This is a genomic window from Agrobacterium sp. GW821-FHT14E08 (assembly GCF_058803865.1).
This window is the reverse complement of the sequence record NZ_JBXAPJ010000001.1, coordinates 375,588-402,129: the sequence shown is the minus strand read 5'-3', so window position 1 is coordinate 402,129 and position 26,542 is coordinate 375,588. Positions and strand designations below refer to the sequence as shown.

Genomic DNA, 26,542 nt, shown 5'->3' with positions numbered 1-26,542 from the left:
TTACCCATCCGGAAAACGCCGCATCATCGCCTCCATCGACTGACGGTCGACCGTGCGGAAAAGAGCGCGTGTGCCACCCGTCATGGCGAAGAATTCCCTCGGCGTCAGGCACCAGAAGGTTTCGGAAGAGAGCCGCAGCAGGCAGAAGCCGGTGTGGATTACCGCCTCCCAGGGGAACGGACGCACTGTAGTATCGCCTGCCCCGCCCGCTGCGGCGCTCAAGGGTCCGGCGACGTCTCTCCCCTCGAACCGGCGAAGGTCGCGGTCAAAAGATCGGCGACAATCGCGGCGTGGCCGGCAATGCCGCCCTCGACGGTTGCTGCTGCCACATCCTCATCGGAAAACACATTGCCCGCACCGCGCAGGCCCGCACCGATCACCCGGATGATGTCGGCGGCCTTCATGCGCCCGCCTGCAAAACGTTCGGCAAGCGCGGTGAGATCATCGGCCTGAAAGGCGGTTTCGAGTTCGGCGAGGGCGCCGAGCGTCAGGCAGAGGATACGCCTTTCGCCGTCAATCAGCGCCTCGATCTCGCCGCGATGGCGGTTCGCCCGCCCGTAACGCAATCCCTGCGGCATCAGAGCGCTCCAAATGTGAGGAGACCGGCCGATTCCAGCGCGATCTCGAATTGCACCTCACCATCGTGACGGCCGGAATATTCAAGCGCGACGATCTGGAGCGGCCCGGTGATGGTGCCGAAATCGGGAATGACGACTTGCCAGCCCGGAATGGTGCCGGCAAAAAACGCGCCGCGCACCAGCGCATCGCTCGCCAGATCCTTGAAGATGCCGGACGCCGTCAGCGACGCCCGCTGCACGCCTGCGCCGGCCAGAAGCTCGCGCCAGCGTCCGGCGCTTTCACCGTCGGTTATGTCGACGGCCTGCGCATTGAAGGCCAGCCGCTTGGTTCTGAGCCCCGCCACGGTCACATAGGAACCGGCATTGTTGATCTTCAGCAGCAGGTCCTTGCCCTTCTGCGCCACCATGATGTTCTCCCTCTCGTGTCGGCCAGGGCCGTTTCAGTTGATGTCGTCTCGATTGATGTTGCCGGCTAGCAATAGGCCTGCTACCAAAAGCTCTCCCGCATCTCGCACCCCCGATTTTCATCATGTCCGACACCGCCCCCTCCACGTCTCGCGTGCGCCTTATCGGCGTGCTTGCGGTCGGGCAGATCATCAGCTGGGGTAGCGGTTTCGACATGCTGGCCGTGCTTGGGCCACGGATCGGACAGGAGCTGGCCATCGCGAATGAGGTGGTTTTCGCCGGCCTCACCGTCATGATGACCATCAGCGCGCTATGTGGTCCGTATCTCGGGAAAACGCTCGTGCGCCACGGCGCAGCGCCTGTGCTTGTTGCTGGTTCGTTGCTGTTTGCCGCCGGTTTTACCCTGCTTGCCTTTGCAGGCGGCGTGATAAGCTATGCCATCGGCTGGGCCGTGATAGGTCTTGCCGCTGCCTGCGGCCTGACGACAGCGGCCCATGCCGCCGTTGTTGAGCGCGTCGGCGCGGAAAGCGGCCGGTTGCTGACGCTTCTGATGCTGTTTACCGGGCTTTCTGCGGCGGTTTTCCTGCCGCTTACCGCGCTTGCGGCCGAGCACTTCGGCTGGCGCGGCACCCTCATCGCTTATGCCTGTCTGCAACTCTTCGTTCTTCTGCCTCTTTATGTCTTCGTCCTTCCGGGACGCCCGGCCCGTAGAACCGCAAAGTCAGGCGAAGCGGCCGCGATTGCACCTTCGCCTGTCGATACGAGACGCGCCTTTCTGCTGCTGGCCGCCATGACGACGATCAGCGCTTTCACGACCTTCGGCCTGTCGCCGCTGCTGCCCCTTTTGCTGGTGCAGGCGGGCGCCACGCAATCGCTTGCCGTGCAGCTGGCGGCGGCGCGCAGCGTGCTTGCGATTACAGCGCGCGGACTGGATTTCCTGCTTGGAAAACACGGCAATCCTTTCGTCACAGCCATGATCGGCTTCTGTCTTCTGCTGCTCTCGCTCCTGCTGCTGCTCGCTTTTGCCCCGGCCGTGCCCGCTTTCATCGCCTTCATCGTGTTCTTCGGCTTCGGTGCGGGCGTTCTCACCGTCAGCCGGGCGGTGTTGCCGCTGGCGGTGTTTTCGCCGGAGGAATATGGCCTTCAGGCCGCGCGCATCTCGCTGCCGCAAAACCTTGCCATTGCCGTTGCACCCGTCGTCTTCACGATGGCGCTGGATCGTGGCGGGGTATCGGCGATGCTCACCATCGCTTCCGTGTTGATCGGCATTTCATTTCTGCTGCTGATCGTCCTGTGGAAAGCCGTGCGCAGGCAGGGCTCCTGAAACGACGCTATTCCGTCACCGCCCTGAAACGCATTTCCGCAAGGAAATTCCGCGTCTTCGGCTCCCGCCGCGAGCGGCTGGAAAGGAATTGCAGACTGACGAGCGAGACGCCGGCAAGCGGAAGGGGTGCATCGTCGAGCAGGGTTTTCACCCGCTCGGCAATCTCGCCCGCGCGTCCGCGTCCGTTGGCGTCGCTCCAGATTTCCAGCGCCAGAAAATGTTCCTCCGCCTTTTCCGTCGCCGTCGAATAGTCGCGGCTTTCAAGGTTTCCGATAATGATTGAGGGCAATAGCCCGCGCGGTAAAAGCCGGTCGGCAATACCGCCGGGGACAAGCCCCACCAGCGTGGCGTCACCGGCAAGCCGTGCGAAAATCGCCTGCAGAAGCAGGTTCGCTGCACTCACGGGCTTTCCTCCTCGCAACGGCAGACGATGAAGCGGCCGGTTTCGTCCGGGTCCATCACGGTGCGGATCGCCAGAATGCGCCGACCCTTGCGAAAGCGCATGCCGGCGGCGATGTCGCTGCGATGGCTCAGCCAGACGCGATGGGTGATCGTCACGCTCTCGACCGAGGCACGTTCATGGGACGCGTCCGATACGGGTTCGATCGCGGCCCAGAGCGAGCACAGGACATTCCAGCTTTCCACAGCGCCGCCCTGCCCGTCCGGCGTCTCGGTGCGCCCTTCCAGTTCCAGCCGCGCCGTCAGCTTGCCGGGGTCGAGAAAAACGAGGTTCATGACGAAAGACCCACGCGGCAGAAAGGTGATACCAGCCGCTCGTAACCGGCGGGAACGCCTGCCGGCTGGTTTTCCAAGGCGACGGCGCCCCGAAAGGCGAACATCTGGGCCACATGCAGGAGCATGGCGCGTTTCAGCGTGTCGGGCACATCCGTTCCTGCCTCGCCATAACCGGCAATGAAATCGATCTCGATGCCGTTCATCGCGCGTCCAGGGATCGGCCGATCGCGCAGCCACAGCCTTGCGGGCCGCGCCTCGCCATCAAGCAATTTGTCATTGGCGGTGATGTCGGCGGCGCGTCCGTCACCATCAAAAACCAGAATCGTTTCGATGGCTTGCACCGGTCCCTTGCCAATCGGAATCACATTGCCCGGCGGCCATCGATCGAGATAAAGCCGCCATGTCTGACGCAGGAGGCAAAGGCCGGTCGTGCGTTCCAGATGCTCGCGGGCAGTGCGGATGAGTGCCGTGAGCAGCACGTCCTCGTCGCCGCTGTCGAGACGCAGATGCGCCTTGACCTCGGCAAGCGTCAGCGGCTCCGCCTGTGGCGGATGAATGAGGGCATAGGTCATGGGGTCTCCGGAAGGAAGGTAATCGCATTAGCGAGCGGGTACCGCTTGTTTCTTCTCCCCGCCGGGGAGAAGTCCGCGGCAGCGGGATGAGGGGGCGACGGCAGAAATAAGCGGAGAGCTTGCCCCCTCATCTGCCCCTTCGGGGCATCTTCTCCCCCCTCGGGGAGAGGAAATGGGCCGCGAAGTCTGTTCTTAATTCACCCCGAATTTCACCAGCTTGATCGCCTCGAAATTCTGCATGCCGCCGCCCACGCGTTTGGTGGTGTAGAACAGCACATAGGGTTTGGCCGAATAGGGATCGCGCAGGATGCGCACGCCGGTGCGGTCGACGACGAGGTAGCCGGCGCGGAAATCTCCAAAAGCGATGGCGAAGCTGTTGGCGGCCACATTCGGCATGTCTTCGGCTTCCACCACCGGAAAGCCCATCAGCGAAGCGGGCTGGCCGGCGGCGGCAGGCGGATGCCACAGATAGGCGCCGGTCGTATCCTTGAAGCGGCGCAGCGCCGCCTGCGTCTTGCGGTTCATCACGAAGTTGCCGTTCTGGCGATGGCCGGCCTTCAGCCCATAGACAGTATCCAGCAGCACATCCATCGGCCCGGCAGAGGCAAAGCCGGCCGAAACGCCGGTTGCGACGTAACCGATATTGCCCCAGCTCCAGCTATCGTTGGTGACGGCCGTATAGGAGAGGAAACCTTTCGGTTTGTTGACGCCATCACCGGTGACGAAGGCGGCAGCCTCCTGTTCGGCAAAGGCAATGTCCACTTCCGAAGCGATCCAGGTCTCGATATCGACCGCCGCATCATCCAGCAGGCCCTGTGTGGCGGCCGGCATGGCGTAGAGTTCCATGGTCGGAAAGGAAAGCTCGGAGAGCTTCGGCGTCGTCGTCTCCGGTCGAGCCGCCGTTTCGGAGACCCAGCCGGTGGCAAACCCTCCGGGCGAAAAGGGTTTCTTCAACACCGCGGTGGACACCTGCCGCACCGTTGCAAGCGCCCGGATCGGCGAAATCGCCGTCATGCGCCGGCCGATCTCGCCATCCGTCTCGCTCGGCAGCAGAAAACCACCATCGGCGCCGGTCGAGCCGGCAAAGGCCTTGGCCTCCAGATCGCGCAGCGCGCCCTCCTCGCCCCGGCGGATATAGGCCTCGAAGGCGGCCTTGTGTTCATCCGCGTCATGGGAGAGCGCTTCCCTGCGGCCGAGAGCGGGCCGCGCCTTCTTCAGTGCCAGATCGTCCATGATCCTGCGGTTGTCGTCCAGCGCCTTGTCGATGCGGTCGAGCTTGTCGCGGGTCACGACGTCGGCGCCCATCTTGCGTTCGATATCGGCAAGCCGCTGGTCGTTGGTGTCGCGGAAGGCCTCAAAGGCCTCCATGAATTCGTCGAAGGCGGCCGTCATGGTGTCGGGCACCGCCTTTATCTGCGGCGCGACCGTCATTGCGGCCGGTTTGGTGGTCTGGTCTGTCATGTCGCCATCCTTGTGTCGGAAGTATCTGTTGAAAAATCAGCGTTTGAAGGCGGTGTCGAAAAGCGAGCGCGCGGCGCGGCGCATGCTGCGCACCAGTTCGGTCTCGCGGTCGCGGAAGAAGCGGGCATGCTTGACGTCGGAGACCCGTGCCGAAGGCAGCATCGGAAAGGTGACGACCGAGATTTCCCACAGATCGGCCTCCAGAATGCGCCGGACGCCGGAGCGCGCCGCCTTGCCGGAACGCCCCTCCCTGCTGGAACGTACGGTGCGAAAACCGATCGACAGCCCGTCCAGCGCGCCCGTCTTCATCAGCGAATGGACCTCACGGGAGCGGGCGACGCCGGGGGCGAGAACCCCCTCGACGTAAAGCCCGCGCTCATCTTCGCGGATGGTGCGCCATGCGCCGATCGGCTCGGCCGGATCATGTTGGTAAAGCATGCGGATGCCGGCTGCGCCGCGTTCCTCGATGGAGCGGTGAAAAGCGCCGCGCTCGATCACGTCGCGACCGAGATCGACCTCGCCGAAAACGCTGGCATAACCGGAAAACGTGCCGTCACCGGATATGCCGCGCAGTTCCAGACTGGCGAATTTGCGCGTGGCGGGACGTGGCCCGCGATAGGCGTGCATGGGTAACTCCTGCAATCGGGAAAGGGGGCCGTGTGGAGGCTAGGTGCGGGGACGGGCGTTGTAACGGTCGGCCACACGCACCAGCAGGCCAAGCCCCCACCAGGCCACCATGCTGGCGGCGGCCGAGCCCGCCACCATGATCTCGTGGCCCGAAAGCGCACCGGCAATATCGAGCTGCTGCACGATCCAGAGGCCGACCGGCCCGCCGAAGATCATGCCGCAGGAAACGCCGGTGATGAAGCGGCTGGCGGCTTCGCGTTTGCTTTTCGGCAGGAGATAAACGAGCGACACACCCGCGCCCGCCACGGCGCCGGTGATGCGGGCGGCCCAGATGCCGGCCTCATTGGCGAATTCAGACATGGGTAATCATTCCGTTCTAGGATGTGGTTATCGGGCGGACGCGCCGCGTCGCCCGCAGGCGCTCTTTGCGCGCCCGCGATGGATGATTTTACGAATCTTCGGAATCGCTTGGACGGAAAGTCTCACGGAGAGATTCCGCTTCTTCAGAAATTGATTCATCAGGGAAGGTGCAGCTTCGCCCTCCCCGGCCGTGATCAGTAACCGACGGCTTCGCGCTTTTCTTCGTCGCTCAGGAACGAGGCCGCGCCGATGCGAGCCCAGAGCGCATCCCGCTCGCCGGAGAGGCCGGCGATCCGGTCGAGATCGGGCTCCAGGCGCAGCCCCGCGCCGAAGACCGGCGCGAGCCAGCCGCACAGCCTTGCCGCCGTGCGATAAACGAGCGGCAGTACGGTGAGACGATAAAAGGCGCGGTTCGCCTCCTGGTAATTGGCATAGGTATTGTCGCCGGGAATGCCGATCAGCATCGGCGGCACGCCGAGAGCAAGCGCTATATCGCGTGCGGCACCGTTGCGCGCCTCCAGAAAATCCATGTCGCGGGGCGAAAGCCCCATGGCCTTCCAGTCCAGCCCGCCCTCCAGAAGAAGCGGCCGGCCGGCATTCATCGCGCCCTGATAGCCCTCTTCCAGCTCCCGTTTCAGCCGTTCATATTGCTCGGTGGAAAGATTGCCGCCTTCTTTCGGCTGATAGATCAGCGCGCCGGAAGGCCGGGCGGAATTGTCGAGCAGGCGCTTGTTCCACTGGCTCGCGGCATTGTGCAGATCGAGAGCGGCCCCTGCGGAAGCAAGCGGCGCAAAACCCGCCCTGTCGTCCAGCGGGTGAAAAAGTTTCAGGTGCAGCAGGCCCAGCCCGTCACGGTCGCTGGCAATGCGCCTGATGGCGCGGCCCTCGGCACGATAATCGTAGCCCACCGGCCAGCCATCAGGCCCTTCGACGATGCTGACCCGGTCGGGCCTCAACAGATGCAGCTCTCGCAGGCGTTCGCCCACCATTAACGGCTCGATATAGGCATTTCCGGCCAGCATGAGGTGGCCATAAAGCGCTTCGAAGAAATCCGGCCCGCCCATATGGGCGCTCGGTCTGGAAAGCAGCGCCAAAAACGGGTGATCGGCCAATTCCTCGTCGCCATCATAAAGCAGCCAGCTAACCGCGGCGGATGTTTCCGCCACCATGCGGGCGGCACGGTGCGCCACGGGGTTTTTCATGAAGCCTTCGCGGGCGAGCGCCGCATAGGACCGGCCGGACCAGAAGGCCTGCCCGCCCTGCACCGCCACCGCCATGAAGCCACCAGCCATTTTCTGGCTTTCAGGCACAGCTTTGCCATCCGCCGGGCGCAGCCACGGCAGGGAGAAGGGAAATCGCATGGAGTTGTCCTTATCTGAATGTCGGCTCAGACCGTCCGCACGACCTCATCCCTGTGCCTGTCACAGGGATCCAGCCAGCCCAAGTCCTTGGGCTGAAAAGATTCTTTCCGTCGCGCAGACGCGCGGTGGCTGGATTACTGTGACAAGCACAGGAATGAGGGTGAAAGGATGCCTGAGCCTGCATGACGAAAGAAAAGTCTGCGCACATTGTCAGTCCGGGAGTGCGTGCGCGCCCTCCAGCCCTCTTCGGCGAAACCGGATATTACCGGATCGGCGCTTTCACCGCCGTATCGCTGTTGAAATCGGCGGCAATGCGGGTCTCGCGCAGCGGTTTCACGGTGCGGGTGGAAAGATCATAGGCGGGGTCGGCCTTATAGGCCGCCAGCGCCGCCTCATTTTCGAACTCGCCATAAACGATGAAATCGACCGAATTGCCCCATTGATCCTTCTTCACGTTTTCGCCGATTTCCAGCTTCAGCGAATGCGGTATGGCGGTAAGCCCGGAAAGGCCCCGGCGCACGGCGTCGCGATTTTCCTCGGGAACGGTGAAAAAGACGATATGGCGGATCACGGTGTCACCTGTCATGCAAAACTCAATTGCGCCCTCGGCGTGTGAGTAACGGGTTATCATCTGGTCCGCCCCGGTTCAATCCGCGCCGACGCTAAGAATCGTACCTCGTCACAGACCAATCCGGCTCCTGAAAATCGGGGATGCCGTAACACCCGGTTTTTCCACATGACGGCCGTCAGGACTAAATCGATTTGAAAAAACCTTAATCGATTTTAATCCGGAGGCTGCGGTTTTGAGGTAAAAAATTCCTTGAATTCCCGAAGCTTGGCGCGCTAACTCCACTCACCGCGCAATTCAGCAGCGGCGATCATTCAAGGAGGAATGCCACAATGACAGCGACAATCCCCCAGAACGTTTATGACCGTCTCGAGAACGAGTGGCGCCAGATGCGTGAAACCGGCTCCCAGCCGAAACCGGCGCAATCCCCGAAGAAATAAGACCGGCCAGACGCCCGAAATGGGCGTTGACGGTGCCTCGGCTTTTCTTCTCCCCGCCGGGGAGAAGATGGCCCGAAGGGTCAGATGAGGGAGCAAGCTCTCCGCATCTCTCTACTCTCTCAGCACATCTTGACCGTGGCCCCCTCATCCGGCGCTGCGCGCCACCTTCTGACCGCTCGGGGAGAAGAAGCCGGGGGCATCCGCTCGACCGGTAATTGGCTCTCCTTCGCGGCAGCCAATAATCGCCGTCCTCACATGCCCCGCACCTTCGGTTCACTCACCACCATCGTCGTCAGCGCCGTTATCGCCCAGACGAGCGCATCCAGCCTGTCCGGCGAGCGCCCGGAGGATAGGCCGTCGCGGCCGAAATCCGTCATCTGGTCTTCCAGCTTTTCAAACCGCGTGGCGTGGCGCACCCTGCCCTGCTCGTAGAGTGCGGCAACCGGCTCGGCGCGGGTGAACTTGCCGCGGCTCGCCCGCACCAGCGTCAGCGGCAGGTTGGCGTCGATGCTCTGCAGCATGGCGCGCACCATTTCCCCGCCCTGATTGACCTCCGCCACCACTCGGTCGGCCTCGTGGCGACGAAAGGCGGCGACCACGGCGCGGGCCCAGCCGGCCGGCGTTTCGCCTTCCACCGAACAATCCGCCAGCACGGTAAGCCGCCCGGACATGCCGAGCCCTGCCACGACAATGCCGCAGCAGGAATGTTCGCCAACGCCGGCGGGCGGGTCTACCGCCATCACGATCCGCGTGAGCGGCTCATGCGCCGCCTCGATAATCGCCTCCAGATCGGCGCGTTTCCACAGCGCGCCCTCACGCTCGTCGATCAATTCACCGCCGATTTCCTGACGCCCCAGCCGCGTGCCACCGTAACGGTCCTGCATGGCTTTGAGAAAACCAGGCGAGAGATTGCGCGCATTCATGGCCGTCGGCATCCGCGCCACCCGCGTCGAGGGATCGGCAAGAAGCGCCTTTAAAAGCGGAATGGGCCGTGGCGTGGTGGTCACCAGTTGCCGGGGCGTTTCACCCAGACGCAGGCCGAATTGCAGCATGTCCCAGGTTTCCTGCGGATATTTCCATTTGCCCAGCTCATCCGCCCAGGCCATGTGGAATTGCGGACCGCGCAGGCTTTCCGGGTCTTCCGAAGAAAACACCTGCGCCATCGCGCCATTCGGCCAGAGGAGCCGTCGGCGCGACACCTCGAAGGCGGGGCGATGGCGACGGGCGATGCGGCAGATGCCGGAAATGCCGTCGATCATCACCTCACGGGCGTCACCCAGCGTTTCGGCCACGAGCGCGATGCGCAAATCCGACTGCTTACCGACGGAGGCGACACGATGCACCCATTCCGCTCCGGCGCGGGTCTTGCCGGAACCGCGCCCGCCGATCAGAAGCCATGTCCGCCAGTCGCCCTCCGGCGGCTGCTGCGGCAGGTTGCCGATGAAACGCCAGTCGCGCAGGAGGTTGAAGACCTGCGCCGGCAGATGGGGTCCGGTCGGCATATCCGTCATGTGTCGGCTTCTGCCGGGGGGCTGCAGGCGGGATCGACCTCCATCTTCGCGCGGCATTTCTGTTCAGCCAGTTCATCGATGCGGTTGAGGAAATGCGCCACCGCCGCTTCGTAATCCCCGGCCTCGGTTTCGTCTTCGCTAAAAAGAGCTTCCCTTTCTTCCGCCAGCACCCGTTGCAGGGCGTCGATCCGCTCCAGCGTGCGGACGATCAGCGAAAGCTGGTCCGTCGCAGCCTTCACATCGGCGCGCGCCAGCTTGCCCGAAGCATCCTCCGCCGTCGCCAGAAAGGCCGCTTCGCTCGCTTGGCGGAGATTGCGGTACAGGCAGAACTGCTCGCGCATCTCCTCCGTCAGCTCATTCAGCAATTGCCGCAAACTGCCGTTGCGCGCCGCATCTTCGGCGGCCAGCCTGTCGGCCCGCGACTTCGTCTCCGGCGCGGCTTCCGGGATGTCCTCAGCCGCATAGGCGGGCGTTTCCGGCCAGACGCCGTAGAGCGCCGGATCGCAATTGCTGGAGATTGTCATGGGATTGGCCTGCGAGAGAAATGGCAGCGATTGCGGTTATGCGCCGGAACATCTTTTCCCCGTCATTCCGGCCCTGAGCCGGAATCCAGCCAGCCCAAGTCATTGGGCTGAAAAGTCTTTTCGCCGCGCAGACGCGCGCCGGCTGGATGCCGGGTCAAGCCCGGCATGACGAGGAGAAGGGCTCTGGCGCAGAGAACAAAACTGGACGGCGGCTGGATGGGCAACAATATGGCACCGACTATAAGGGAAGCTTGCCATCAAACCGGAGACAACCCTTTTGACCGTGCGCCGTCTTCAGCCGCAAATCTCCGACTGTAGCCAAACACTATCAAACCACCGTCACGCTGTAAAGGATTATTTTCCTATAATCGTGATTTTTATCCTGCCAACAGGATTTGCACCCTCGTCCGTCACATATTACACTCAGCACCAGGCGATGAGCACAAGGGGCAAGTCAAGTTGGTGAAACAATGGGTTGAGCGGTTGTTTGCGGGTCTTTCGGCAACCGGCATCGTCTTCGGCACTATTCTGTTCTGCGCTTCGCTCACGCCCTCGCTCCTGCCGCGTACATGGCTGATGCAGGGGGTGCTGTGCGGCTTTTCCTTCGCCATCGGTTATCTGATCGGTGTCGCTTTGCACGCCATCTGGGCCTATCTGGAGCTGCCCGAACCCTCGCGCCACAATGCGCGCGGCATTCGTTTTCTCATTGCGCTCGCTGCCGCCATCACGGCCATCGCGTTTTTATGGCAAGCGAAGGACTGGCAGAATTCCATCCGCGTGTTGATGGAGCTCGATCCGCTGCCGAGCGCCCACCCCACCAAGACCGGCGGCCTTGCCGTGCTGGTCGCCGCCATCCTCATCGGCGCCGGCCGGCTGTTTCAGCTTATCCGTCGGTTCTTCGCGGCGCGCAGCCGTCATTTCCTGCCACGCCGCCTTGCCAATGTGCTTGGTATCGCAGTGGCAATCATCCTCTCATGGATGCTGCTTAATGGGCTGATCTTCGATATCGGCCTCAGATTTGCCGATTCCTCGCTGAAGCAGGTGGATGCGCTGATCGAACCCGACGTGCCGCGCCCGTCAGACGCACTCAAGACCGGCAGCAGCGCCTCGCTGATGACATGGGAATCGCTCGGCCGACGCGGGCGCGAATTCGTCGCCGAAGGCCCGGCGGCCACCGAAATATCCGCCTTCACCCATCGCCCGGCAAAGGAGCCGCTCAGGGTCTATGCGGGCCTCAACTCGGCTTCGACGCCGGAAGAAAGAGCGGCCTTAGCGCTGGAGGAGCTGAAACGCGTCGGCGGTTTCGAGCGCAAGGTGCTTCTGGTGGTCATTCCCACCGGGACCGGCTGGATCGACCCGGAAGCGCTCGATACGGTCGAATATCTGCATGATGGCGATATCGCCAGCGTCGCCGTGCAATATTCCTATCTCTCGAGCTGGATCGCGCTGCTGACGGAGCCGGATTACGGTGTCGAGACGGCACACGCTTTGTTCGAGGCCGTCTATGGCTACTGGACCACGCTACCGAAGGAAACGCGGCCGAAGCTTTACCTGCATGGCCTCAGCCTCGGTTCGCTCAACTCGCAGAAATCCTCGGATCTCTACGATGTGCTCTCCGACCCGTTCCAGGGCGCGCTGTGGAGCGGACCGCCCTTTTCCAGCCCGACATGGCGCATGGCCACCAATGGCCGGGTGAAGGGCACGCCGGAATGGCTGCCGCGTTTCCGCGATTCCTCCGTCATCCGCTTCGCCAACCAATATACGACCGCGCATATGCCCGATGCGGAATGGGGGCCGATGCGGATCGTCTATCTGCAATATGCCAGCGACCCGATCACCTTCTTCGAGGCCGCCTCGCTTTACCGGCGGCCGCAATGGATGGCGCACCACGGACCTGACGTTTCCACATCCTTCCGCTGGTTCCCGGTCGTCACCCTGCTGCAGCTCGGCCTCGATGTCGCCGCCGCCACCACCGCGCCCATCGGTTATGGCCATGTCTATGCGCCGGAACATTATATCGATGCATGGACGGAGGTGACCGCGCCAAGCGGCTGGAACCCCGAGGAGATCCAGCGGCTGAAGATGTTCTTCAAGGCCCGCCGCGGCTCCACCGATCCGGCGTGAGCGCGGCAGGCTCGCCTGGAGCCTCAGCCCTTCAGCCGGTCCAGATTGTCGGCGATATAGGTCTCCAGTGAACGCGGCGCATGGCCGGTCAGCGTCTCGACATCGCCGGTCACCAGTGCTGTCCAGCCTTCGCGCACGGGATAGAAGATCGAGGCGAGGAACGAGGCATAGTCCTGCGGCACGCCTGCACCGGTGAGAATGCCGATGAAGACCTCATCCGAAACGGCAGTGTAAGAAACCGGCTTGCCGATCGCCTGCGATATCAGCGCGGCCGCTTCGCCGTAACCTAGGGCTTTCGGACCCGTCAGGTTGAAAGCCTTGCCGTTAAAGGCGTCAGAGGTCAGGGCTGCGGCAGCGCTGTCGGCGATGTCGCGCACGTCGATGAAGCTCGACTTGCCCTCGCCGGCCGGCACGGCGATCTCTCCGTGGTCGATGCCGGCCTTCCAGTAGCTGTGGAAATTATCGGCAAACCAGTTGGGTCGCAGGATGACGTAAGGCGTGCCCGAAGCGATGATCTTCAGCTCGATCTGGCGATAGGGAATGGAATCATCGGCATCGACGCCAAGGACGCTCAAGAACACGATCTTTACCTTGCGGCGCGCCGCCTCCTCGACCACAGGCGTCAGCGCGTCGATGGCATCCAGACGCCCGCCCGCCAGAATGAGGAACAGACGGTCAACACCGTCGAAAGCATCCGCATAAGTCGATGCGTCGGTATAATCGAAACGCACGCCTTCCGCGCCGTCCGTGGCCTTGCCGCTGCGCGAGGCGGCCTTCACGCTTTCGCCCTTGGAAAGGAGCGCTTTCACCAGCGGCGTGCCGATGGTGCCGGTGGAACCGATTACGAGTATCTTGCCTGTCATCTCAAATCTCCGTAGTATCTAATGGAAACCATGTTTCGAAAACACAGGTACTGCGTTTGCGAAATCATGAAAAGAGAGCACTTTTCGGTTATCTGGTTTCCTTTCGGAAACCGGCATGACCCTGAAACGACGGAACAAACCCATGGAACGTATCTATGACGTCTATGAAGACCGCTGCCCCACCCGCATGGTGCTGGACAGGATTGCCGACAAATGGGCGCTGCTGATCCTCGACCGGCTGCGGGTGGAAGCGGTGCGCTTCAATCTGCTGCGGCGGGAGATCAAGGGCATTTCGCAGAAAGTCCTGTCGCAGACGCTCAAGAAGCTCGAGCGCGACGGGCTGATTTTCCGGCAGGTGTTCCCGACCGTGCCGGTGACGGTCGAATATTCGCTGACGCCGCTGGGGCGGACGCTGACCGACACGGTGGCGGCGCTTGCCCATTGGGCGGAGGGGAATATCGAGGCGGTGATGGCGGCGCAGAGGGCTTATGATGAGCGGGTGGTGGTTTAGATGGTCTTCGCGTCCGCGTAGCGACAGAAACATGGGAGCGGCAAACTCCTTTGCCGCTTCGTTTTGCAGACCATCGCTTCCGTCATACCGGACTTGATCCGGTATCCAGCCAGCCCAAGTCCTTGGGCTGAAAAGACTCTATTCGCCGCGCAGGCGAGCGTCGGCTGGATGCCGGATCAAGTCCGGCATGACGGAAGCGGGTTTCGCGTATCTTCCACTCCCTCAAACGCTCCTACCGCGAAATCCGCGTCGACAGAATGATCGACGACAACGTCCGCTCCACGCCGTCAAGCGCGCCGATCCTGTCGATCAACCGGTCGAGATCAAGGATCGAAGGTGCGGCCAGAATGGCGATGAGGTCGAAGGTGCCGCTCACCGAATGCAGCGTCGTCACCTCCTTGATGGCGGCGAGCGCCGCCGTCACACCGGGCAGCGCCTTCGGCCCGATGGTGATCAGCACATGGGCGCGCACCAGTCCTGAAAGATAACTTTCCGAAAGCCTGAGGCCATAACCCGCGATCACCCCGTCCGCTTCCAGCCGCTCGATTCGGGCCTGTACCGTGGTGCGCGAAAGGCCGAGTTTGCGCGCCAGTTCCGCCACCGGCATGCGGGCATTTTCGGAAAGCAGGGCGAGCAGCGCCCGGTCCTTGTCGGCAATCGTCATAGTGACCAATCCTGTCGTCTTATTGCCTAATATTAACCCGCTATCCGCACATAGTGAAGCTGCGAATCGTCAATAAAAACTGGCATTCTGTTCCTGAAGCGCATCTGCGCTGACACATTTGCATTCACTGCGGGGAACAAAAACATGAAAAACATTGTCGTCATCGGCGCGGGCAATATCGGGTCGGCCATCGCCTGGATGCTGGCCGCATCAGGCGATTATCGCATCACCGTCGCCGACCGTTCGGCCGATCAGCTGGCCAATGTGCCGGCGCATGAACGGGTCGATACCGAAATCGTCGACATTACCGACCGCCCCGCTCTGGAAGCACTGCTGAAAGGCAAATTCGCCGTGCTCTCCGCCGCCCCGTTCCACCTGACGGCGGGCATTGCCGAAGCGGCCGTTACCGTCGGCACGCATTATCTCGATCTCACCGAAGACGTCGAATCCACCCGCAAGGTCAAGGCTTTGGCGGAAACGGCCGAGACGACGCTCATCCCGCAATGCGGCCTTGCGCCCGGCTTCATCTCCATCGTCGCCGCCGATCTGGCCGCCAAGTTCGACAAGCTGGACAGCGTGCGCATGCGCGTCGGCGCGCTGCCGCAATATCCGTCCAATGCGCTCAACTACAACCTCACCTGGAGCACGGACGGGCTGATCAACGAATATATCGAGCCCTGCGAAGCGATCGTCGAGGGCCGCCTGACCGCCGTTCCGGCGCTGGAGGAACGTGAGGAATTTTCACTCGATGGCGTCACCTATGAGGCCTTCAACACCTCGGGCGGGCTTGGCACGCTCTGCGCCACGCTGGAAGGCAAGGTGCGGACGATGAATTACCGCACCATCCGTTATCCCGGCCATGTGGCGATCATGAAGGCGCTGTTGAACGATCTCAACCTGCGCAATCGCCGCGATGTGCTGAAGGACCTGTTCGAAAACGCCCTGCCCGGCACCATGCAGGATGTGGTCATCGTCTTCGTCACCGTCTGCGGCACCCGCAACGGGCGTTTCCTGCAGGAAACCTATGCCAACAAGGTCTATGCCGGCCCGGTTTCCGGCCGGATGATGAGCGCCATCCAGATCACCACAGCCGCCGGCATCTGCACGGTTCTCGATCTGCTCGCCGAAGGCACCCTGCCGCAGAAGGGCTTTGTGCGACAGGAGGAAGTTGCGCTGCCGAAATTCCTCGAAAACCGGTTCGGCCACTATTACGGTTCGCATGAGCCGCTGGCCCGGGTTGGGTGAAAAAGAGAAAAAGGGCGAGAGAACATCTCCTCCCATTCCTCCGTCATACCGGCCTCGAGCCGGTATCCAGCCAGCCCAAGTCCTTGGGCTGAAAAGGCTTCTCTCGCCGCTCAGACGCGCGGCGGCTGGATGCCGGGTCAAGTCCGGCATGACGGCGAGGATTGACGAACCCGTTACGTCCCGCAAAACGTCCGAAACACCCGCTCATGGCTCATCGGCGGCTGCATATAGACGAAATTATCTGGCCGCTCCTCGAAAGGCGTGGCGATTGCTCTCAGCATGGCGTGGAAGGGCTCGAAATCCCCCTCTTCCACCGCTGCCTCGATCAGTTCCTCGATCCGATGGTTGCGCGGGATGATGGCGGGATTGACGGAGAGCATCGCCGCTGATCGTTCGGAATCGGAAATCCCCTCGCGACCGGCCCTTTCCCGCCAGCGCGCCAGAAATTCGTCTGCCCCCGCAATATCGATGAACATGCCGCGAAACGGTTCGGCATCGCCATTGGCCGCATTGGAAAGACGCCGGAAGGTCAGCGTATAATCCGCTTCCGATGCCTGCATCAGCGCCAGCAGCGCCTGCACCAGATCGATGTCGCCCTCTTCCTCCACCGTCAGGCCAAGCTTTTCGCGCATGCCGGCAAGCCAGCGTTTGGGAAAGGCGGCAGCGAAATCGGCGAGAACGGCATTGGCGAGTTCGGCGGCTTTCTCCACCTGCGGATCGAGCAGCGGCAACAGGCATTCCGCCAGCCTTGCAATGTTCCATTGCGCGATGCCCGGCTGGTTGTTGAAGGCATAACGGCCCTGTGCATCGATGGATGAAAAGACCTTGTTGGGGTGATATTCGTCAAGGAAGGCGCAGGGGCCGAAATCGATGGTTTCGCCTGACACCGCCATATTGTCGGTATTCATCACGCCATGGATGAAGCCCACCATCATCCATCGGGCGATGAGGTCGCATTGCCTCTCCGCGATGCCGCGCAGCAGGGCGAGGTAAGGATTGCCTGCCTCTTTCGCCTCGGGATAATGACGGTCGATCACATAGTCGGCAAGGTTCCTGATCGCCTCGTCATCCTCGCGCGCCGCGAAGAACTGGAACGTGCCGACACGGATATGGCTTGCCGCCACGCGGGTGAAAACGCCGCCCGGCAGGCCGACTTCGCGCTGCACCCTCTCGCCGGAGAGGACGGCCGCGAGCGCCCGCGTGGCGGGAATGCCGAGCGCAAACATCGCCTCCGACACGATATATTCGCGCAGCACCGGGCCAAGGGCCGCGCGACCGTCGCCCCTGCGCGAAAACGGCGTTGGGCCGGAGCCCTTGAGCTGGATATCGCGGCGCTTGCCATTCCTGTCGATCACCTCGCCGAGCAGAATGGCGCGGCCATCGCCGAGCTGCGGCACGAAACCACCGAACTGGTGGCCGGCATAGGCCATGGCCAGCGGCTCGGCCCCCTGCGGCACGACATTGCCGGAAAAGATCGCCGCCAGCCTTTCATCGTCAAGGCCGGCCACATCGAGAAGAAGTTCATCGGCCAGCCCGCGATTGAAGGCGATGAGCCGCGGCGCCTTCACCGGCGTCGGCAGCACGGCGGCGCTGAACCGTTCCGGCAGGCGGGCATAGGAATTGTCGAATTTCATCACGGATAAACTCCCTGCTTTGCCCCTATATGGGGCCGGAAGGCGACGGATGCGAGCGATAAATGCCGCACTCCTCCATCGCTTCATTCAATTTTGCGCAATGAACTTTCCCGCGCCATCATCGTTCCTATGCTTGACCCGCAGAATGCCGAAGGAAAGGAAAAGCAATGACCGTCGTTGAAGCTACAGCCGAGCCGGAAAGCGCCATCCGCACCATTCATACCGATCTGCCCGTCAACGCCACCTTCCATGTCTGGCTGAAGGCGAAGAAAGATGCCGAGCCGGGTGCCGTCTCCTTTTCCAATCAGAATGGAAAATTCGCTGAGGTTTCAAGCGTCAACACGGAAGAGTTCGGTTTTCGAATCTATCAGGTTTTCGGCGGCGGCCATGTGGAGCTGAGTTACGACACGGTCACAACAGCCGTTTCCGTCATCTACTGGTTCACGGCGTCGGATGTGCTCGAAACCGGCATTACCGTCGTCCATACCAAGCCTGATAATGCCGCACCGGAGCTTCCCGGCAGCTATCACTTCCGCCCGCCCTTCGGCTGGATGAACGACCCGAACGGTTTCGGTCGTTTCGAGGGGCGGCCGCATCTGTTTTATCAGCATTATTCCCACGGGCTGCGCTGGAACACCATGCATTGGGGCCATGCCGTCTCGTCGGATTATCTGCGCTGGCGGCACCTGCCGATTTTCCTCTTTCCCTCAGAGGATCTGACGACGCGGCCCGACAAGCGCGGCGGCGCCTATTCCGGCTCCACCATTCCGCTGGTGGAAGGCATGGGCATCCGCGTCTTCTTCACCGAGCAGGTGCAGGACCGCATTCCCGAACAGCAGATACAGCTCACTGCCACCTCCTCCGATCTCATCATGGCCGGACAGGCCGAGGTCATTCTCGGCCACCGCCCGGACGGACAGGGGCTGACGCCGGATTTCCGCGATCCTTACGTCTTTCGCGGCCCCGACGGCCTGTGGAAAATGGTGCTCGGCAGCCAGAGCGATGGCGGCGGTGTGATCCTGCTTTACGAGACGCTGGACCCCACCGCCGCATCGGGCTGGACCTATGTGGGCAAGCTGTGGGTGGAAACGCGTTATAAAACCACGGCCATCGAATGCCCATGCCTGCTGCCGCTCGATGGACCCGCCAATGCCCGCTCCACCCGCTGGGTGCTGGTCTATGGGCTGATGCATTCGGAGGACCCGGAAACCGGCCGCAGGAACCTGACCATGGCCGATGTCGGCTGGTTCGACGGCAAGGTCTTCACCAAGGAATCCGGGCAGGAACTGGATTTCGGCACCGACAATTACGCCTTCCAGGCCTTTCTGGATGGCGACAGCATCATCGGCATCGGCTGGCTGGCCAATTGGGCGGATGCCAATCCGGAGATCGATTTCCCCACCTCCATGACGCTGCCGCGCCGGATTCACTATGCAAACGGCGAGCTTCTGACCCCGCCCATCGGTGCGGCGGAAAGCCTGCGCAGCCATATTCTCGACCGCACGCGGCTTGCCGCCGGCGAACGCGTTACCTTCATCAACGGGGCAGTGGAAATATTGTTCGAGCTTGCCTCGCCCGGCACGCCCTTCGAACTGGTGCTCGATCATCCGGCGGTCAGGCTGGGCGTCGTTTCCGATGAAACGGGCCTGTGGATCCGCCACGAAGACGGGCGGGAAGGTCCTTCGCCGCATTACATCGGCAGGGGCGCAAGAGCCTCGCGCATCCGCATCTTTCTCGATTACGGCTCCATCGAAGTCTTCGCCAATCGCGGCCGATATGTGGGCACCAAGCGCATTGAGGGTTTCGAACCGGTTCGCTCGGCACTGCTGAAGGCCGCCCCCGGCGCGGTGGTGCATGCCACCAGCTGGGCGCTGAAACCCTGAGGAACCTTTTGGCGGATCGGGCGGTTGATAGATCGAAACCGCCCGATACATCCGCCGAAAGGAGAACCGGCATGACCAAAATCCGCGATACCAGCGATCCCATCCTGTTTCCGACCGAGGCCAATGAAAACAAGGCCGAGAAAAAACGTGCCGGCAAGGGCATCATCATCATTATCGGCGCAATCGCGATCATGTCCTTCGTCGTCTATCTGGCGGCGATCACCATCGCCGCCACCCAGTCGTAAGCCGCGCGCCACGTGGCGGAGATTTAACGCTCCGCGCTTCGCAGACCGCGCGTGGTCAGGATCGCCAGCAGCGAAACGAGAACGCCCAGCCCATAAAGATAAACCATCGGCATTGTCACATCGGCGAGATCGATCTGCGTGACCAGATCGGTTGCGGCCGCCACCGTGCCGCTTGCGCCCGCTCCGGCCGCGGCTCCGAGTGTCGCGACCGTGGGCAGAAGCGCGCCCGTCATCTTGCGCTCCTCTTCAGGTGCCGCCTCCATGGCCGCCTGGCTGATGCCTGCCCATGACATGCCGAAGGCCGAACCGATGAGGATTTGCCCGGCCAGCATTTCCGCCCAGTTCCCCGTCGAAAGCCCCAGTCCAAGCAGGGCGCATCCCGGCACCATCTGATAAGGACCGTAATGCAGGCAAATTTCCCGCAGGCGGTCGGAGCGCAGGCTGCCGATGAGCATGGCCACCAGGCTCCAGGCAAGCGGCATGGTCACGACGATGAAGCCCGCGAAAGTCGGTTCGTATTGCCAGAGATTGATGGCGACGTAAGCCAGATAGACGCTGCCCAGCGCATGGGCATAGGACATCAGGAACAGCACCCAGAAACCACTGCCGAGCACCGTTTTCAGCCGGAAGGAATCTTTCGGGAAAAGAGCGGTGGAGGGGCGGATGCCTGCCTTCAGCGCCGCCCATAACAGCGCTGCCCCGGCAAGCAGGGCGATGACGCGCAGGCTCGCATCCTCAAAGGCGGAAGGCGCCGAAAAAGCGAGGGCGCCAACAAGGCAAAGGGACAAGGGCACCAGCGGTTTGCGCGTCGCTACCACAGGCCTCTCGGCGGATACGGCAGAGTTCGTATAGGCCAGCAACAGCGCGATCAGGGGCGCCGACAAAAGGAAGGTGGCACGCCATGACACGTGCTCGGTGGCAAAACCACCGGTCAACGGCCCGATGAAAGACGCGACCGCCCAGATGGCCGCCTCGATGGCGAAGACCTTGGGCAGAAGGGCGGAACGGAAGCCGGCGGGTATGAGGCTGTAGCACACCGCCACGATCAGACCGTCGGCGAGCCCCTGCAATGCCCGGCCTATGACGACCCATAAAAAGCTGTCGGCGAGCGCCGACATGACCGAGCCGATGGAAAAGATCAGGCAGCATAGGAGGAGGACGGCGCGCGCGCCAAATCGCTCGCGAAACAGAACGGCGGTGACACCCCCCGCCACGGAACCGACGAAATAAAGGCTATAGGCCCAGCTGTAAAAGGCAGCACCACCAATTTCACGCACCGCGACCGGCAAGGCCGTCACCACCGCAAACTGATTGAAGGCATGCAGGCCGATACCGGAGGAAATGACGGTCAGAAGCGAGAGGTTCGCCCCGCTCAACAATTCGCTCCAGCCGTTTTTCTCCGTCATTTCCACACTCGTCAAAACCGTATCCTTTCCATTTTTTCGGGTACGGCGGGCAAACTAGAACCTCAAGCACTGTTGAGGTCAAGACGCCTTTTTCACGCGATAGCGATTGAACGAAATAACCTGACTCAGGAACTCTCCGCGTCCCCGACCGTTTGCTCAATGACCGACAGAAAGGACACCGTCATGGACCGCGAGAAAATCATGCCCCGCAACGAAGACGCCATGGGCGAGGACCTGCTCGATCTCGACATCGACGCCCTTCCGGCCAAGGGAGAAATTCCGCAATCGATCGAACAGGAAATCGAGGAGGAAGAGGCAGAGAGCGAGGACGATCCCTATCAGGAAAGCGACGAAGCCCTGCCCGACGATGCCGAGGAACGGGTAATCGACCGCAATCCTTCGCGGGAAGGCGGGGCTTTCGACGAGGTCTAACTGGCGGCGGCGGCCGGGCCTGACGAGAGGCGCTTCAACATATGGCGCTGATGGTCCTGTCCGCCGAAGAAGACGGCGAGAATACGCACGGTCTTTTCTGCCTCATCGACATCGAAATAAAAGACAGCCTTATTTTTTGTTACCCGGCGAAGGTCGGGCAATATTTCCGGCAATAATGCCCCCTGAAAAGGTGCTTTGTGAAGCGCTTCCATATCCGCTTCAATTGATCCCACACGTCGCGCGGCGCGTGTGAAAGCCGCTGGTAAGGCATCGCCGAGGTCAAGATAGGACTGGATGAGATGGTCGAGAATGAGGCCGAGGTCCTGATCCGTCTGCGTTGAACGCAGGACCTTAAAGGCCATGGCTGGCCTTCCGGGCTGCTATCATCGCCGCCGTTCTTTCCTTGCCGTCTTCCACGGAGACGAAGTCGCCCTGCCCTCGCTCAACCAGCAAATCACGAAGCGCGGCAAGTTCGGCGTCCTTCAGTTCCGTTTCCTGCCGAAGCAGTTCCAGCCCACGCTGCACGACGGCACTGAGGCTGGCGTAACGCCCTTCCTCCACCAGCCTTCGGGCGAAACTGTCCTGTTGATCGGAGATGGAAACTGAGGCCTTGACGGACATGATGGCACTCCCTCGACAGGAAAGATGATGCTACTCAGTAGCACATCTTTCCTGTTCATTCCAGCAACGAGATGCTTCAGCCCGCCCGTTCCGGCGAATAACCGGCGTCGCGGATCGCCGCTTCCGCAGTTGCGGCGTCGCCCGTAACCGTCAGTTTGTGGGCATCGAGGTCGATGCTGACGGACGCGCCGGGCAGTACCTCCGTGAGAGCGCCGCGCAGCGTCTTTTCGCAATGGCCGCAGGTCATATCAGGAATGAGGAAGGTGGTTGCACTCATGGTTGTCTCCTTATCGCCGGTCGCGATGTTCTCGCACCGGCTGTCATTAAAGCTCAGTGGGTTCTCGCAGGCCGGGCGTCGGTCTTATCGGCGCCCGCGAGATCGTCGAGGATGGGGCAGTCGGGCCGGTGGTCGCCGCCGCAGCAATGGGCGAGATGGGAGAGCGTCTTCACCATGCTCTTCATCTCGGCGATCTTCTGTTCGAGATCGGCGATGTGGACGAGCGCGATTTCCTTGACCGCCGAACTCTCGCGGGTCTTGTCCTGCCAGAGTTTCAGCAGCGTCTCGGTTTCTTCGAGCGAAAAACCGAGCGTGCGCGCCCGCTTGATGAAGCGCAGATTATGCACGTCCTGCTCGCCATAGACCCGGTAATTATTGCCGGTGCGGGCGGCCGGCGTGATGAGGCCGATCTGCTCGTAATAACGGATCATCTTGGCGGAAACGCCCGATGCTTCCGATGCCTGGCCGATATTCATGACATCACCTCCCGATGGGCCACCTTCGCCCGTTTCAACCGCAGCGCATTGGCGAGAACAAAGACGCTGGACAGCGCCATGGCGCCCGCGCCGATCATTGGCGACAGCGTGATGCCGAAGGCGGGATAAAGCACACCCGCCGCGACCGGTATCAGCGCCGCATTATAACCAAAGGCCCAGAACAGGTTTTCCTTGATGTTGCGGATGGTCGCGCGGCTCATCTCGATGGCGTTGACCGCGCCCAGAAGATCGCCGCCGACCAGCACCACATCGGCGCTTTCGATGGCGACATCCGTTCCCGTACCGACTGCGATGCCGATATCGGCCTCGGCGAGCGCCGGCGCATCGTTGATGCCGTCACCGACGAAGGCCAGCACCTTGCCGCCTGCGCGCATCTCGTGGATCGCCTTCACCTTGCCCTCGGGCAATACTTCGGCCACCACGCGGGAAATGCCGACTTGCCGGGCGATTGCATTCGCCGTGCGTTCATTGTCGCCCGTCACCATCGCCACTTCGATGCCCATGACCTGTAGCGCCCTGATGGCAGTCACACTCGAGGGTTTCAGCGGATCGGCGACGGCAATCGCGGCTGCCAGCCTGCCGTCGATGGCGGCATAAAGCGGCGTCTTGCCCTCGTCACCCAGCCTTGCGGCAGCCTCAGCGAAGATATCCACGGAATGGCCGAGTTTGGCCATGAACCGATCCGCGCCGACTTCGACCCTGCGGCCATTGACGGTGGCGGCGATGCCATAACCCGTCACGCTTTCGAAGTTTTCGACGGTCGCAGGTTCTAGTCCTGCAGGGGTCGCACCCTTCTTTTCTTCCGCAGCCCGGACGATGGCTTCGGCAATCGGATGTTCCGAGCGGCCCTCGACGGCGGCGACCAGCATCAGCACCTCATTATCGGCGAAGCCTTCCGCAACCACCAGATCGGTCAGTTCCGGGCGACCCTTGGTGACAGTGCCGGTCTTGTCGACCACGACGATCTCAGCCGAGCGCAATTCCTGCAGCGCCTGTCCCTTGCGGAACAGCACGCCCAGCTCCGCCGCCCGGCCGGTGCCGACCATGATCGAGGTGGGCGTGGCGAGACCCATGGCGCAGGGGCAGGCGATGATGAGCACCGCCACGGCATTGACCAGCGCGAAAGTATAGGCAGGCTCGGGACCGAAGATCGCCCAGACGATGAAGGTCAGCACCGCGATGGCGATGACAACGGGCACGAAGAGCGCGGTGACGCGGTCCACCAGCAGCTGGATCGGCAGCTTCGACCCTTGCGCCTCCTCCACCATGCGGATGATCTGCGACAGCATGGTATCCGCGCCCACCTTGGTCGCCTTGAACTTGAAAGCACCTGTCTTGTTGATGGTGCCGCCGACAACCGTTGCGCCAATGGTCTTTTCCACCGGCACGGGTTCGCCTGATATCATCGATTCATCGACATAGGAGGAGCCTTCGACAACTTCGCCATCCACCGCCAGCCTTTCACCGGGGCGGATGACGACGATATCGCCGGCCATCAGGTCCTCAGGGGAAATATCGATGGTGGTACCATCGCGCTCCACCCGGGCGGTCTTTGCCTGCAGGCTCATCAGTTTACGGATGGCGTCCCCGGTGCGGCCGCTGGCGCGGGCTTCGAGAAGCCGTCCGGTCAGGATCAGCGTCACGATGACGGTGGCCGCCTCGTAATAAACGAACTGCGCCTCTTCCGGCAGCAGGTCGGGCGCGAAGGTGACGACGACCGAATAGAGATAGGCGGCGGTGACGCCCAGCGCCACCAGCGAGTTCATTTCCGGCGCGCCGCGCAAAAGCGCCGGAAAACCGGTCTTCAGGAAACGCAGGCCCGGCCCGAAGATCACCGCCGTCGCCAGTGCGAAATAGATGTAATAGAGGTTCTGCGTCTCGATGATGCCCATCAGCCAGTGATGCATCGGCTCATAAAGGTGACCACCCATTTCCAGCACGAAAAGCGGCGCGGTCAGGATCGCGGCAATCGTCAGGTCGCGCTTCAGCGCCCCCTCTTCGCCCGCATGCTGCATATGGTCGTGGCCGCCGGTTGCGCCGGCTGCCTCATGAGCGTGAGCCTGATGATGTCCATGGTGCCCGTGATGGGCCGAATGATCGTGCGCCCTCGGCGTCTTCAGCGTAAAACCGGCAAGTCTTGCCGTTTCAACAAGCGCATCGCGTTCGCGCCGGCCGCCGATCATTTCCACGGCAACTTTGGCCGAGGCAGCATCGACCTTGACGGCAACGATTGTGGCGACCGCCTCCAGAACGGCTTTCAGCCGTTCCGCATTCGCTTCGCCGTGCAAACCTTCCGCTACGAATTCCTGCCGCTCCGGGGCGATGTCGTAACCGACCTTCTTGATGGCGGCGCCCAGCACCCTGGCCGAAAACCCGTCGGCGGGTTCGATGGTGAGTTTCTTCGTGGCGAAGTTCACGGAGCTGGATAGGACGCCGGGCACCTTGGCCGCCGCCGTTTCCACGCGCCGCACGCAGGAGGCGCAGGTCATGCCTTCGACTGGAATGGAAACCGGATCTTGTGAATGGGCGTGTCTGACTGTCTCGTTCATGGGAAATCCCCTTTCGAGACCCTATGTAGAGATTCCCATGATGGGAAGGTCAAGGGAAGAGGAAGTTTTTTGCTGCACACAGAATCGTGAGCGCCGCCACAACCCATAAAAGCACGAATATCGCGGCGGCCACGCGGCTGACGGGTCGCGATTGAGCGGCTTCGGCAGCCAGCCGATGTTCGGCGAGCAGTTGCGGTGGCACGAGGCGCGCGGCCAGCATGATACCAAGCGGAACGATGAGAAGATCGTCCAGATATCCAATGACAGGTATGAAATCCGGGATGAGATCGATCGGTGAAAGCGCATAGGCGGCCACCACCACGGCCACCGCCTTGGCAAGCAATGGCGTGCGTGGGTCGCGCGCGGCAAGATAAAGGGCGTGAACGTCACGCTTAATGGATTTCGCCCATCGTTTGAGCTTTTCAAGCATCAGGCCGCCCCGGAAACAGCTGGTTTGCGAGATCGTATGCGCGATCCAACCGGGCGGCGCAAGCGATGGGTCAAGCCGCGACGCGTCTGGCGAGGTAAATCGTCGCTCCGCCGCAATCGGGATCCTCAACGACGTGATCGAGAAGCCGGAACCCGTGTGCTGCAAGCAGGCTTTCATATTCTTCCCGGGCAAGGCTTGCGTGATAAAGCGGCTTGCCCTGAAAGGTCCCGATCGCTTGCCCCTCTCCCGGTCCGGCCGTAAACATCAGTGCTGCTCCGTCATTGGCGTGCTGCCCAAAAATTCCGAACATGCGGCGCTGATCTTCCGCCTTCAGATGGAAAAAACTGTGCCAGGCAATCAACCCGTCGAAGCGGCGGCCAAGCGCAAGCTTTCGCATATCCGCGACCGCCCAGAGCTTTTCCGGAAATCTGGCGCGGCAAAGTTCGATCAGCGGCAATGACGAATCGATGCCCGTCACATCATAACCATTGCCAATGAAGTAGCCGGCGATCGGCTCCCCGGAACCGCAGCCAATGTCGAGAATGGATGCGCCCTGTGGCAGGAGCGATGTGAACCTGTCCAGCCAGGGCTTCTCGGCAAGCGAACGGCCGCGCTGACTGTCGAAATCGGCGCCGTGCTCATTGTAGAGCCTGATGACATCATTGGAGGTGTCCGACATGCACTTATCCTTTCGG

At 62.0% G+C, this 26,542-nt stretch carries 31 protein-coding genes; 7 read left to right on the top strand and 24 right to left on the bottom strand.

The features are described 5' to 3' along the window. From AC1ROR_RS01985 to AC1ROR_RS01975, 3 genes are read right to left on the bottom strand one after another with little or no spacing between them, the layout of a single operon-like run. The gene (locus AC1ROR_RS01985; protein WP_498588466.1) at positions 1 to 222 is read right to left on the bottom strand and encodes a rcc01693 family protein; all 222 of its coding nucleotides are present in this window, start codon (positions 220 to 222) and stop codon (positions 1 to 3) included. Then, a complete protein-coding gene (locus AC1ROR_RS01980) occupies positions 219 to 578 on the bottom strand; it encodes a gene transfer agent family protein (protein ID WP_142169688.1) in 360 nt (119 codons plus the stop codon). Before AC1ROR_RS01980 ends, AC1ROR_RS01985 begins: the two co-directional genes overlap by 4 nt. Beyond that, the gene (locus AC1ROR_RS01975) at positions 578 to 985 is read right to left on the bottom strand and encodes a phage major tail protein, TP901-1 family (protein ID WP_498588465.1); all 408 of its coding nucleotides are present in this window, start codon (positions 983 to 985) and stop codon (positions 578 to 580) included. The genes AC1ROR_RS01980 and AC1ROR_RS01975 overlap by 1 nt, the downstream gene beginning before the upstream one ends. 122 nt (positions 986 to 1,107) lie before the next feature. On the opposite strand from AC1ROR_RS01975, the gene AC1ROR_RS01970 reads away from it, so the two are divergent. Then, positions 1,108 to 2,307: an MFS transporter gene (locus tag AC1ROR_RS01970; protein ID WP_498588464.1), complete on the top strand. Its 1,200-nt coding sequence runs from the start codon at positions 1,108 to 1,110 to the stop codon at positions 2,305 to 2,307. Between the two features lie 7 nt (positions 2,308 to 2,314). Here the strand turns inward: AC1ROR_RS01970 and AC1ROR_RS01965 are convergent, their stop codons facing one another. The 10 genes from AC1ROR_RS01965 to AC1ROR_RS01920 all read right to left on the bottom strand — a co-directional run bounded on the left by AC1ROR_RS01965 (position 2,315) and on the right by AC1ROR_RS01920 (position 10,466). Then, positions 2,315 to 2,710: a DUF3168 domain-containing protein gene (locus tag AC1ROR_RS01965; protein WP_498588463.1), complete on the bottom strand. Its 396-nt coding sequence runs from the start codon at positions 2,708 to 2,710 to the stop codon at positions 2,315 to 2,317. Further along, positions 2,707 to 3,042: a phage head closure protein gene (locus AC1ROR_RS01960; RefSeq protein ID WP_498588462.1), complete on the bottom strand. Its 336-nt coding sequence runs from the start codon at positions 3,040 to 3,042 to the stop codon at positions 2,707 to 2,709. The genes AC1ROR_RS01965 and AC1ROR_RS01960 overlap by 4 nt, the downstream gene beginning before the upstream one ends. Then, positions 3,039 to 3,614: a head-tail connector protein gene (locus AC1ROR_RS01955; protein WP_498588461.1), complete on the bottom strand. Its 576-nt coding sequence runs from the start codon at positions 3,612 to 3,614 to the stop codon at positions 3,039 to 3,041. Before AC1ROR_RS01955 ends, AC1ROR_RS01960 begins: the two co-directional genes overlap by 4 nt. Before the next feature lie 192 nt (positions 3,615 to 3,806). Continuing rightward, on the bottom strand, positions 3,807 to 5,075 hold the full coding sequence (locus tag AC1ROR_RS01950; protein WP_498588460.1) for a phage major capsid protein: 1,269 nt from the start codon (positions 5,073 to 5,075) through the stop codon (positions 3,807 to 3,809). 36 nt (positions 5,076 to 5,111) lie between these two features. Further along, positions 5,112 to 5,702, bottom strand: coding sequence for an HK97 family phage prohead protease (locus AC1ROR_RS01945; RefSeq protein ID WP_035218257.1), 591 nt, complete (start codon positions 5,700 to 5,702; stop codon positions 5,112 to 5,114). Between the two features lie 39 nt (positions 5,703 to 5,741). Then, positions 5,742 to 6,062, bottom strand: coding sequence for a DUF6107 family protein (locus AC1ROR_RS01940; RefSeq protein WP_080833897.1), 321 nt, complete (start codon positions 6,060 to 6,062; stop codon positions 5,742 to 5,744). 194 nt (positions 6,063 to 6,256) lie between these two features. Then, on the bottom strand, positions 6,257 to 7,423 hold the full coding sequence (locus AC1ROR_RS01935) for a phage portal protein (protein ID WP_498588459.1): 1,167 nt from the start codon (positions 7,421 to 7,423) through the stop codon (positions 6,257 to 6,259). A 262-nt stretch (positions 7,424 to 7,685) separates the two neighbouring features. Beyond that, the gene (locus tag AC1ROR_RS01930) at positions 7,686 to 7,994 is read right to left on the bottom strand and encodes a Dabb family protein (RefSeq protein ID WP_035218953.1); all 309 of its coding nucleotides are present in this window, start codon (positions 7,992 to 7,994) and stop codon (positions 7,686 to 7,688) included. A 688-nt stretch (positions 7,995 to 8,682) separates the two neighbouring features. After that, entirely contained in the window at positions 8,683 to 9,942 is a 1,260-nt protein-coding gene (locus AC1ROR_RS01925) for a DNA-packaging protein (protein ID WP_498588458.1), read from the bottom strand. Then, positions 9,939 to 10,466 carry a hypothetical protein gene (locus AC1ROR_RS01920; protein ID WP_498588457.1) on the bottom strand — a complete coding sequence of 176 codons (528 nt, stop codon included), beginning with the start codon at positions 10,464 to 10,466 and terminating at the stop codon, positions 9,939 to 9,941. The genes AC1ROR_RS01925 and AC1ROR_RS01920 overlap by 4 nt, the downstream gene beginning before the upstream one ends. A 483-nt stretch (positions 10,467 to 10,949) precedes the next feature. Between AC1ROR_RS01920 and AC1ROR_RS01915 the strand changes: the two genes are divergently transcribed. Next, the gene (locus AC1ROR_RS01915; protein WP_498589157.1) at positions 10,950 to 12,590 is read left to right on the top strand and encodes an alpha/beta hydrolase; all 1,641 of its coding nucleotides are present in this window, start codon (positions 10,950 to 10,952) and stop codon (positions 12,588 to 12,590) included. A gap of 23 nt (positions 12,591 to 12,613) precedes the next feature. Here the strand turns inward: AC1ROR_RS01915 and AC1ROR_RS01910 are convergent, their stop codons facing one another. Beyond that, a complete protein-coding gene (locus tag AC1ROR_RS01910; RefSeq protein WP_498588456.1) occupies positions 12,614 to 13,453 on the bottom strand; it encodes an SDR family oxidoreductase in 840 nt (279 codons plus the stop codon). Positions 13,454 to 13,595: 142 nt separating this feature from the next. Here AC1ROR_RS01910 and AC1ROR_RS01905 point away from each other — a divergent pair, with 142 nt between their 5' ends. Then, positions 13,596 to 13,964, top strand: coding sequence for a winged helix-turn-helix transcriptional regulator (locus AC1ROR_RS01905; protein ID WP_498589156.1), 369 nt, complete (start codon positions 13,596 to 13,598; stop codon positions 13,962 to 13,964). Between the two features lie 232 nt (positions 13,965 to 14,196). On the opposite strand, the gene AC1ROR_RS01900 is transcribed toward AC1ROR_RS01905, so the two are convergent. Continuing rightward, the gene (locus AC1ROR_RS01900; RefSeq protein WP_003522324.1) at positions 14,197 to 14,628 is read right to left on the bottom strand and encodes an Lrp/AsnC family transcriptional regulator; all 432 of its coding nucleotides are present in this window, start codon (positions 14,626 to 14,628) and stop codon (positions 14,197 to 14,199) included. A 144-nt stretch (positions 14,629 to 14,772) separates the two neighbouring features. On the opposite strand from AC1ROR_RS01900, the gene AC1ROR_RS01895 reads away from it, so the two are divergent. Next, positions 14,773 to 15,873 (top strand): saccharopine dehydrogenase family protein, encoded by a 1,101-nt coding sequence (locus tag AC1ROR_RS01895; RefSeq protein WP_498588455.1) that lies wholly within the window; start codon positions 14,773 to 14,775, stop codon positions 15,871 to 15,873. 173 nt (positions 15,874 to 16,046) lie between these two features. Here AC1ROR_RS01895 and AC1ROR_RS01890 read toward each other — a convergent pair whose 3' ends face one another. After that, positions 16,047 to 17,507 carry a protein adenylyltransferase SelO gene (locus AC1ROR_RS01890; protein ID WP_498589155.1) on the bottom strand — a complete coding sequence of 487 codons (1,461 nt, stop codon included), beginning with the start codon at positions 17,505 to 17,507 and terminating at the stop codon, positions 16,047 to 16,049. A gap of 167 nt (positions 17,508 to 17,674) precedes the next feature. On the opposite strand from AC1ROR_RS01890, the gene AC1ROR_RS01885 reads away from it, so the two are divergent. Together AC1ROR_RS01885 and AC1ROR_RS01880 are read left to right on the top strand one after the other, a co-directional pair. After that, positions 17,675 to 19,390: a glycoside hydrolase family 32 protein gene (locus AC1ROR_RS01885; RefSeq protein ID WP_498588454.1), complete on the top strand. Its 1,716-nt coding sequence runs from the start codon at positions 17,675 to 17,677 to the stop codon at positions 19,388 to 19,390. A gap of 71 nt (positions 19,391 to 19,461) precedes the next feature. Beyond that, positions 19,462 to 19,635 (top strand): hypothetical protein, encoded by a 174-nt coding sequence (locus AC1ROR_RS01880; protein WP_020009686.1) that lies wholly within the window; start codon positions 19,462 to 19,464, stop codon positions 19,633 to 19,635. Positions 19,636 to 19,658: 23 nt separating this feature from the next. On the opposite strand, the gene AC1ROR_RS01875 is transcribed toward AC1ROR_RS01880, so the two are convergent. Continuing rightward, positions 19,659 to 21,041 (bottom strand): MFS transporter, encoded by a 1,383-nt coding sequence (locus AC1ROR_RS01875; RefSeq protein ID WP_498588453.1) that lies wholly within the window; start codon positions 21,039 to 21,041, stop codon positions 19,659 to 19,661. 183 nt (positions 21,042 to 21,224) lie between these two features. On the opposite strand from AC1ROR_RS01875, the gene AC1ROR_RS01870 reads away from it, so the two are divergent. Beyond that, a complete protein-coding gene (locus tag AC1ROR_RS01870; RefSeq protein WP_498588452.1) occupies positions 21,225 to 21,473 on the top strand; it encodes a hypothetical protein in 249 nt (82 codons plus the stop codon). Here AC1ROR_RS01870 and AC1ROR_RS01865 read toward each other — a convergent pair. From AC1ROR_RS01865 to AC1ROR_RS01835, 7 genes are all read right to left on the bottom strand, one after another. Next, positions 21,470 to 21,835 (bottom strand): type II toxin-antitoxin system RelE/ParE family toxin, encoded by a 366-nt coding sequence (locus tag AC1ROR_RS01865; protein WP_498588451.1) that lies wholly within the window; start codon positions 21,833 to 21,835, stop codon positions 21,470 to 21,472. The genes AC1ROR_RS01870 and AC1ROR_RS01865 overlap by 4 nt on opposite strands. Further along, positions 21,825 to 22,094, bottom strand: coding sequence for a ribbon-helix-helix domain-containing protein (locus AC1ROR_RS01860; RefSeq protein WP_035218272.1), 270 nt, complete (start codon positions 22,092 to 22,094; stop codon positions 21,825 to 21,827). Before AC1ROR_RS01860 ends, AC1ROR_RS01865 begins: the two co-directional genes overlap by 11 nt. 76 nt (positions 22,095 to 22,170) lie before the next feature. Continuing rightward, the gene (locus AC1ROR_RS01855; RefSeq protein ID WP_196380542.1) at positions 22,171 to 22,371 is read right to left on the bottom strand and encodes a heavy-metal-associated domain-containing protein; all 201 of its coding nucleotides are present in this window, start codon (positions 22,369 to 22,371) and stop codon (positions 22,171 to 22,173) included. 53 nt (positions 22,372 to 22,424) lie between these two features. Then, a complete protein-coding gene (cueR, locus tag AC1ROR_RS01850) occupies positions 22,425 to 22,847 on the bottom strand; it encodes a Cu(I)-responsive transcriptional regulator (protein WP_149742211.1) in 423 nt (140 codons plus the stop codon). Beyond that, positions 22,844 to 25,417, bottom strand: a complete 2,574-nt coding sequence (locus tag AC1ROR_RS01845; protein ID WP_498588450.1) for a heavy metal translocating P-type ATPase — start codon at positions 25,415 to 25,417, stop codon at positions 22,844 to 22,846. Before AC1ROR_RS01845 ends, cueR begins: the two co-directional genes overlap by 4 nt. 49 nt (positions 25,418 to 25,466) lie before the next feature. Beyond that, positions 25,467 to 25,847, bottom strand: a complete 381-nt coding sequence (locus AC1ROR_RS01840; RefSeq protein WP_035218277.1) for a YkvA family protein — start codon at positions 25,845 to 25,847, stop codon at positions 25,467 to 25,469. Between the two features lie 70 nt (positions 25,848 to 25,917). Further along, a complete protein-coding gene (locus AC1ROR_RS01835) occupies positions 25,918 to 26,526 on the bottom strand; it encodes a class I SAM-dependent DNA methyltransferase (RefSeq protein WP_498588449.1) in 609 nt (202 codons plus the stop codon). Positions 26,527 to 26,542: the final 16 nt, after the last annotated feature.